At 70.5% G+C, this 7,608-nt stretch carries 5 protein-coding genes; 1 reads left to right on the plus strand and 4 read right to left on the minus strand.

Annotated elements, in window-relative coordinates:
• Window positions 1–50: 50 nt before the first annotated feature.
• The 4 genes from FHG10_RS12360 to ileS all read right to left on the minus strand — a co-directional run bounded on the left by FHG10_RS12360 (window position 51) and on the right by ileS (window position 6,184).
• Window positions 51–1,025, minus strand: a complete 975-nt coding sequence (locus tag FHG10_RS12360) for a DUF979 domain-containing protein (protein WP_152353624.1) — start codon at window positions 1,023–1,025, stop codon at window positions 51–53.
• Complete coding sequence (locus FHG10_RS12365; RefSeq protein WP_152353625.1) at window positions 1,022–1,723, minus strand: DUF969 domain-containing protein; 702 nt, start codon at window positions 1,721–1,723, stop codon at window positions 1,022–1,024. Before FHG10_RS12365 ends, FHG10_RS12360 begins: the two co-directional genes overlap by 4 nt.
• A gap of 11 nt (window positions 1,724–1,734) precedes the next feature.
• A complete protein-coding gene (locus FHG10_RS12370; RefSeq protein WP_152353626.1) occupies window positions 1,735–2,787 on the minus strand; it encodes a DUF2891 family protein in 1,053 nt (350 codons plus the stop codon).
• Window positions 2,788–2,887: 100 nt separating this feature from the next.
• Complete coding sequence (gene ileS / locus FHG10_RS12375; RefSeq protein WP_152353627.1) at window positions 2,888–6,184, minus strand: isoleucine--tRNA ligase; 3,297 nt, start codon at window positions 6,182–6,184, stop codon at window positions 2,888–2,890.
• Between the two features lie 748 nt (window positions 6,185–6,932).
• On the opposite strand from ileS, the gene FHG10_RS18265 reads away from it, so the two are divergent.
• A complete protein-coding gene (locus FHG10_RS18265; RefSeq protein ID WP_227488221.1) occupies window positions 6,933–7,598 on the plus strand; it encodes a DUF222 domain-containing protein in 666 nt (221 codons plus the stop codon).
• Window positions 7,599–7,608: the final 10 nt, after the last annotated feature.

Below are 7,608 nucleotides of genomic sequence, written 5' to 3' on the forward strand. Positions count from 1 at the left end.
GGATCAGGGCCGACCGTCGCGGCGCCGCCGCCCTCCCCGCAGGCCGATGCTCAGTGCGAGAACGCGAAGCCCCACATGAACACGGTGATGAGCACGAGCATGATCAGCGCCGTCGGGATCTGCACGGCGATCGCGCCGTACTTGTTCTTCATCTCCAGCAGGGCGGCCGGCACGATGTTGAAGTTCGCGGCCATCGGCGTGCACAGGGTGCCGCAGAAGCCGGCGAGCATCCCGAGGGCGAACACCGCGGGGGCGTTGCCGTGGAAGTTCTCCACGAGGATGGGCCAGCCCACGGCCGCGGTCATGATCGGGAAGGCCGCGAAGGCGTTGCCCATGATCACGGTGAACACGGCCATGCCGACGCAGTAGGCGATCACGCCCCAGACCAGGACGTCCTCGGGGACGATGAACCCGAAGATGTCGCCGACCGCGGTGCCGACGCCGGCCTCGGTGAACAGGGTTCCGAGGGTCGAGAGCATCTGCGGGAGCAGCGCCGCCCAGCCGATGGCCTCGAGCAGTCGCGTGCTCTCGGTGAACGGCACCGACAGGCGCGGCGGCCGCAGGATGATGCACGCGACGACGAGGGCGACCAGCGCGCCCACGCCGAGGCCAGTGAGCGTGGCCGACCCCTCCGCGAGCAGCGGCTGGCCGCCCACGCTGAGCCGCGGGCCGAGCAGCGCCACGATCACCGTGACGACCGGCACGAGCAGCGCGGGGATGAACAGCCGCCCCCGCAGCCGCGCCGCGAACCCCGCCCTCTCCTCCTCGGAGGTGGTGTGCTCGGTGCCCTTGCCGAGACCGCCGAAGCCGGCGATCGCCACCATCGCGAGCACGGCGATACCCAGCACCCAGGCGGGCGCGGAGCCTGCGACCACGAACGTGGAGTAGAAGAACGAGAGGCCGAGCAGCCCCCAGAACGCCGCGGAGCCGAGCCTGCGCGAGTGGTCCTCGTGGGTGGCGACGAGCACGGCGACGGTGAGGAAGAAGGCGCCGATCAGCCAGTAGAGCCATTCGTTGGAGATCACTTCGCCCCTCCCTGCGGGACGGGGACGGCGCCGGCGAGCCGGTCGAGCCTGCGGTCGAGCCGCAGCAGCCGCGTGCCGTGCACCAGGAAGGCCATCACGGCCACGGGCACGGCCCACAGCGCCAGCTGGATGGGCTCGAGGGTGAGCCCGTAGGTGGTGTCCACGAAGGAGGTGATGAGGAGGATCGAGCCGATCGCCACGAAGGCGTCCTCCCCGAAGAAGACGCCGACGGTGTCGGCCGAGGCCGAGTACCCCTTGATGGTCTCGGTGGCCTTCTCGTTCGGCGCGGCTCCTCGACGCCGCTCCTCGGCGGCCTCCGCCATCGGGAACACCAGCGGCCGCACCGTCTGGGCGGGGCCGGCGACGGACTGCAGGCCGATCGCGGCGGTCGCCTGGCGGATCAGCATGTACAGGGCGAGGAGCCGTCCGGCGGTGAGGCCGCTCAGCCTGCGGATGAGGTTGCCGGCCGCGGCCTGCAGGCCGTAGCGCTCGATCAGGCCGATCACCGGCAGCACGAGCACGAAGGTGGTGATGGAGCGGGAGCCGGCGAACCCGGTCCCGAAGGTGCTCAGGATCTCGAGCGGCGTGAGGCCGCCGATCAGGGCGGTGACGATGCCGGAGGCGGTCACCACCAGGAGGGGGTTGATGCGCAGGGCGAAGCCGATGATCACCAGCGCGACCCCGATGAGGACGAACATGGGCGCTTCCTTCAGCGGGTGCGGGATGCGAGGGCGAGGTGCGCCTCCCAGGCGAACGTGGCCAGCCAGTGGGAGGCCATGTACTCCTCGGAGACGGCGGAGCGCAGACCGGGCTCCATCAGGGGCGGGGCCGCATCGCGCAGGGCTGCCGTGATCTCCCGGCAGTCCTGGGATGCGATCCGCTCGAGCGCGTCGGCGATGCGCAGGCCGCTCGCCGCGGCGGTGAGGCCGAGCCCGTCGAGGTGCGACTGGTAGCCGTCGCTCGGATCGATCACGGGGACGGGGCGGAGCACCTCGGAACCGGGATGCAGGCGGGAGAGGAAGCGTGGCAGCCAGGCGGCGAGCTCGTCCTCGTCGAGCACCTCGATCATGAGATCGGCCTCGCTGAGCCCGGCGGAGAGGAAGTCCTGGCCGCTGCGCTCCTGGTCGAAGGCCCAGTCGGCATCCTCGAGGAAGAAGCGCCGGGCGGCCTGCTCGATCTCGTCGCTCGCCTCGTCGGCGGCGGTCGCGCGGGCGGCGCGCAGCACGCGGCGCAGGCCGAACGCGGTGTTGGTGTGCAGCCCGTGACGCACCGGCAGCGGAGTCCGCGGGAGCCAGCTGCGCACGAGGGCGAGCACATCGTCCAGCAGCGGGGCGGCGGCGCCGGCGAGCGAGCGCAGCTCCGGTGTGCGGGCCTCCCCGAGCGCCATGACGAGCTGCGCCGCCCAGGCCCACCCGTAGGGCCGCTCCCAGGTGGGGTTCTCGCGCAGGTAGGCGGCTTCGGCCGCGAGCTTCTGCGGGGCGAGGTGGTCCGCGAGGAGCTCCAGCGCCTGCTCGCGCCAGGAGGAGGCGGCCGTGGCCTCGACGAGCGACGCGAGCAGCCAGTGCATGTGCACGCTCGAGTGCCAGTCGAAGGAGGAGGCGAAGGCGGGGTGCATCAGGGCGGGCTGGTGCAGATCCTCCGCGGAGGTCTGCACGTGGTGGGCGGCGAACGGGTACGGCCGCGAGAGGTTCGCCATGGCCACCGCGGCCAGCGCGTCGATCGGCGCGCCCGCGGGGACTCCGCTGTGCGCGATGGTGTTCATCCGGGGCTCCTTCCGCGGCGGCGCCCAGCGCGCGGACCGCCCCGACAGTCTGGGACCCGGCGCCGCCCGCATCGAGCCGACGCGCCGGGTCCCCGCCGCCTCAGGCCCTGGCGACCGACACGGTCACCGTGCCGCCGGAGACCTTCTCGCTCGCCGCGTGCGCTCCGGGAGCGGGCTCGGCGGGCACCTCGAGCGCGGTCGCGAGGACCTCGCCGGCGACCAGGTCGCGGTGGACGGCGACGGCGTCGACGACGGCCTGGTCTCCCGAGACCGTGAGGGTGATGCGGTCCGAGACGTCGAGCCCCGCGTCCCGTCGGGCCGACTGGATCGCGCGCACCACGTCGCGCGCGGTGCCCTCGGCCTCGAGCTCGGGCGTCACCCGGGTGTCGAGCACCAGGAAGTCGCCGCCGCGCAGCACGCCGATCGCGCGCCCCTCGGCCGCGGAGTCGGAGCCGGCGACGAGATCCAGCGAGTACTCGCCGTCGGCCAGAACGATCCCGCCGGAGGTCACGGTGCCGTCCTCGGCCACGGACCAGTCGCCCGTCTTCGATCCCTTGATGACGGCCTGCACCTGCTTGCCCAGGCGCGGGCCGGCGGCGCGCGCGTTCACGCTGAGGCGCTGCTCGACGCCCATCGACCGCGACTCCTCGCTCGCCACGTCCACGAGCCGCACGTCCTTGACGTTGAGCTCGTCGGCGATGATCTCCGCGAAGGGCGCGAGGGAGGCCGGGTCGTGGTGGACCACGGTGAGCTGGGCGAGCGGCAAGCGCGCCCGCAGCCCCTCCTTCTTGCGCAGCGAGTTGCCGACGCTCGCCACGTGCCGCACGTCGTCCATCTGCGCCACCAGGTCCGGATCGGCCGGGAACAGCTCCGGATCCGGCCAGTCGGTGAGGTGCACCGAGCGCCCGCCGGTGAGCTGCTTCCAGATCTCCTCGGAGACCATGGGCAGCAGCGGCGCGGCCACGCGGCACAGCGTCTCCAGGCACGTGGAGAGCACGTCGATCGCCTGCTCGTCGCCCTCCCAGAAGCGGTCGCGGGAGCGGCGCACGTACCAGTTGGTGAGCATGTCCAGGTAGTCCTGGACCTTCTCGGCGGCATCGGCGATCGCGAGGGCCTCGAAGGACTCCCGCACGCCCCGTGCGAGCACGCCCGTGCGGGCCAGCAGGTAGCGGTCCATGACGTCGTCGGACTCGTACCGGGTGCGCCCCTGGTAGCCCTGGGGCCGGCCGTCCGCGTCCTTCGGGCCGGCGGCGTTGGCGTACAGCCCCAGGAAGTACCAGACGTTCCACAGCGGCAGCACCACGTGGCGGGTGGCGTCGCGGATCTTCGCCTCGTCGACGATGAGGTTGCCCCCGCGCAGGATCGGCGAGCTCATGAGGAACCAGCGCATCGCGTCCGCGCCGTAGGTCGCGTACATGTCGCGCACGTCGGGGTAATTGCGCAGGGACTTGCTCATCTTCTGCCCGTCCTCGCCCAGCACGATGCCGTGGCAGATGACGGAGGTGAACGCGGGACGGTCGAAGAGCGCCGTGGCCAGCACGTGCATCATGTAGAACCAGCCGCGGGTCTGGCCGATGTACTCGACGATGAAGTCCGCGGGGTTGTGGCTCTCGAACCACTCGGCGTTCTCGAAGGGGTAGTGCACCTGCGCGAACGGCATCGAGCCGGAGTCGAACCAGACGTCGAAGACGTCGGTGATGCGGCGCATCGTCGACTTCCCGCTCGGATCGTCGGGGTTCGGCCGGGTGAGCTCGTCGATGTACGGCCGGTGCAGGTTGACCTCGCCGAACTCGTCACGCGGGAGCGTCCCGAAGGCCTCCTCGAGCTCCGCGAGCGAGCCGTACACCTCGATGCGCGGGTGGTTCGGGTCGTCGCTCTTCCACACAGGGATCGGCGAGCCGAAGTAGCGGTTGCGGGAAATCGCCCAGTCGCGCGCGCCCTCGAGCCACTTGCCGAACTGGCCGTGCTTGACGTTGCCGGGCACCCAGTCGATCTGCTCATTGAGCTCGAGCATCCGCTCGCGCTGATCGGCGACCTTCACGTACCAGGAGCTCACGGCCTTGTAGATGAGCGGCTTCCGGCAGCGCCAGCAGTGCGGGTAGGAGTGCACGTGGCTCTTCTCCCGCATCAGCCGATGCTCGCGCTGCAGGTTGCGGATGATCGGCCGGTTCGCGTCGAACACCTGCAGCCCGGCGATCTCGTCGAGCGCGGTGCCGCGGAAGTAGTCGAGGAACTGCGCGCCGTCGTCGACGGAGACGATCACGGGGATCCCGTACTCGGCGTTGACCTGCTGGTCGATCTCGCCGTAGGCGGTGGCCTGGTGGACCACGCCGGTGCCGTCGTCGGTCGAGACGTAGTCGGCGACCGTCACGATCCACGCGTTCTGGGTGCCCCAGCGCTCGCGGTCCTCGGAGTAGACGGTCCACAGCGGTTCGTAGGCCATGTGCTCGAGCTCGGCGCCGTGGTAGGCCCGCTCCTCGACCGCGGCGACGGCGTCCTCGGCGCTCGCGAACCCGAGCTCCTTCGCGTACTCGCCGACCAGGGCCGCGGCCAGCAGGTAGCGGTCGGTGCCGGCGACCCCGCTGTCGGCCGCTCCCTCGGGCCCGGCGGGCACCACCGCGTACTCGACCTCCGGGCCCACGGCCAGGGAGAAGTTCGTGGGCAGGGTCCACGGGGTCGTCGTCCAGGCGAGGGCCTTCACGCCCGCCAGCCCCAGCTCCTCGGCCTTCTCGCCGACGAAGGGGAAGGTGACGGTGACGGTCGGATCCTGGCGGTCCTGGTAGACGTCGTCGTCCATGCGCAGCTCGTGGGAGCTCAGCGGCGTCTGGTCGTTCCAGCAGTAGGGCAGCACGTAGTAGCCCTCGTAGGCGCGACCCTTGTCCCACAGCGTCTTGAACGCCCAGAGCACGGACTCCATGAAGGAGACGTCGAGGGTCTTGTAGTCGTTCTCGAAGTCGACCCAGCGCGCCTGCCGGGTCACGTACTCCTCCCACTCCTTCGTGTACTTCAGCACGGAGGAGCGCGCGGCGGAGTTGAACGCCTGGACGCCCATCTCCTCGATCTCGGACTTCTCCGTCATCCCCAGCTCGCGCATGGCCTCGAGCTCGGCGGGCAGGCCGTGGGTGTCCCAGCCGAAGCGGCGGTCCACCTTGTACCCGTCCATCGTGCGGAAGCGCGGGACCACGTCCTTGACGAAGCCCGTGAGCAGGTGCCCGTAGTGCGGGAGCCCGTTGGCGAAGGGCGGCCCGTCGTAGAAGACGTACTCGGGGGCGCCCTCGCGCTGCGCGATCGATGCGCGGAAGGTGTCGTCCCTGTCCCAGAACCGCAGGATGCGGCTCTCGAGATCGGGAAGGTTCGGCGAGGGGACGAGCGGGTCTCCGGAGACCGGATAGACCATGGGGACCTCCGAGCGGGGCGTAGGCGGACGGCGACTGTGCTGTCCGAGGACGCCGCTCCCCTCCCCTGCCGGCCTGCGGCGGGTCGGTGCGCGTGCGCGGTACCACCTCGGTTGACGCCCCGGGAGGCGTCCCCTCGTTCCTCAGCTGTGACGGGCTGGTCCCGGCGGGTTCTACTGGGCCGACGGGCCGCTCGCGCTGCGCGCTCGGGCCCCTGACCGTTCTTCCCGCGGCTCGCCGGTGATGGCCGGGTCGATGCCGATGGGCATCAGTCTACGTCGGCGCCGACGGACGGGTCACCGGGGGTCGCGGTGGAATCGGTCTCGTCGTGGGGTGGGGGCGGCGGGGTGGGGAGGACGGGCGGGCGTGCCGGTGCGGCGCGATCCATCGGAGTGAGGGGTCGACCCGTGTCCCTCTCGACGTGCGACGTGATCTGGTGTCGAGTACGCGTCGGCTCGGTATCCGCGGTTCCTCCACAAGGGGGCGTTTTCCACGGGGTTATCCACTACTGGGCGGGCGGGGGTGGAGGGAAGGAAGTTTTCCCGGCTTATCCACATTCTCGATTGAGGTCTGGTTTTTCACGGTACGGCGGGATAGAATCGGACATATCGATCGGGCGCGAGAGATCGCGGTTTCATGGGTGAGGCCGACGGATCTTCTGAATGCGTCCGTTGTTTCAGGGTTCCCGATCGACAGAGCACGTGTCGGTTCGTGGAATGCCGAGGGAAGGGGGTGGGTGGTGTGAGTGCGGTGGAGCAGCCGGAGTTGCAGGGGCGTCTGGACCTGCCCGGGGAGCGGGCGGTCGAGTCGACCTTCGCGATCCTGGACGATCTGGAGCAGATGACCGAGCGTCAGCGCGAGGACATGCACGTCCACACGCCCCGGTTCGTGGCCGCGCCCCCGGACGGTGTGAAGCCTCTGTTCATCGTGAAGGAACCGACGAAGCCGGTCTGCCGGGATGTCGTGGCACGCAGGGTGAAGGCTCGGCCGGGTGCGGAGCTGACCGGGCAGGTCCGTGCCCTCTGGGACGAGGGCGTCGACGAGTCCTACGAGCTCTCCCGCCGGTTCGTGGCGCTGGCGCCGTTCTGGGCGGGGCGCGAGGAGATGGACGCAGACCCGTACGAGGTCGAGCAGCAGGACCTGATGGTCGCGGTCGCGATGCGCTGCACCCGCGGGCAGGCCGCCAAAGCCATCACCGACGCCCACCGAGCGGTCGATCTGCTGCCTCGCTGCACCCAAGCCCTGGAGGCGGGGGAATTCCCGGCGGAATGGTTCCGGACCCTGCTGCGGCGGACCGCGGATTTCACTCCCGCGGAGATGGTGCTGGCGGATGTCACGGTCGCGTCATGGTGTCTGGCGATCATGCCGAGAGTGTTCACGAAATGCCTCGACGGGCGTGTCAGATGGTCTGTGTAAGTCCTGACTG

Source organism: Brachybacterium subflavum (assembly GCF_009299795.1).
In the GTDB taxonomy this organism is placed as follows: Bacteria; Actinomycetota; Actinomycetes; order Actinomycetales; family Dermabacteraceae; genus Brachybacterium; species Brachybacterium subflavum.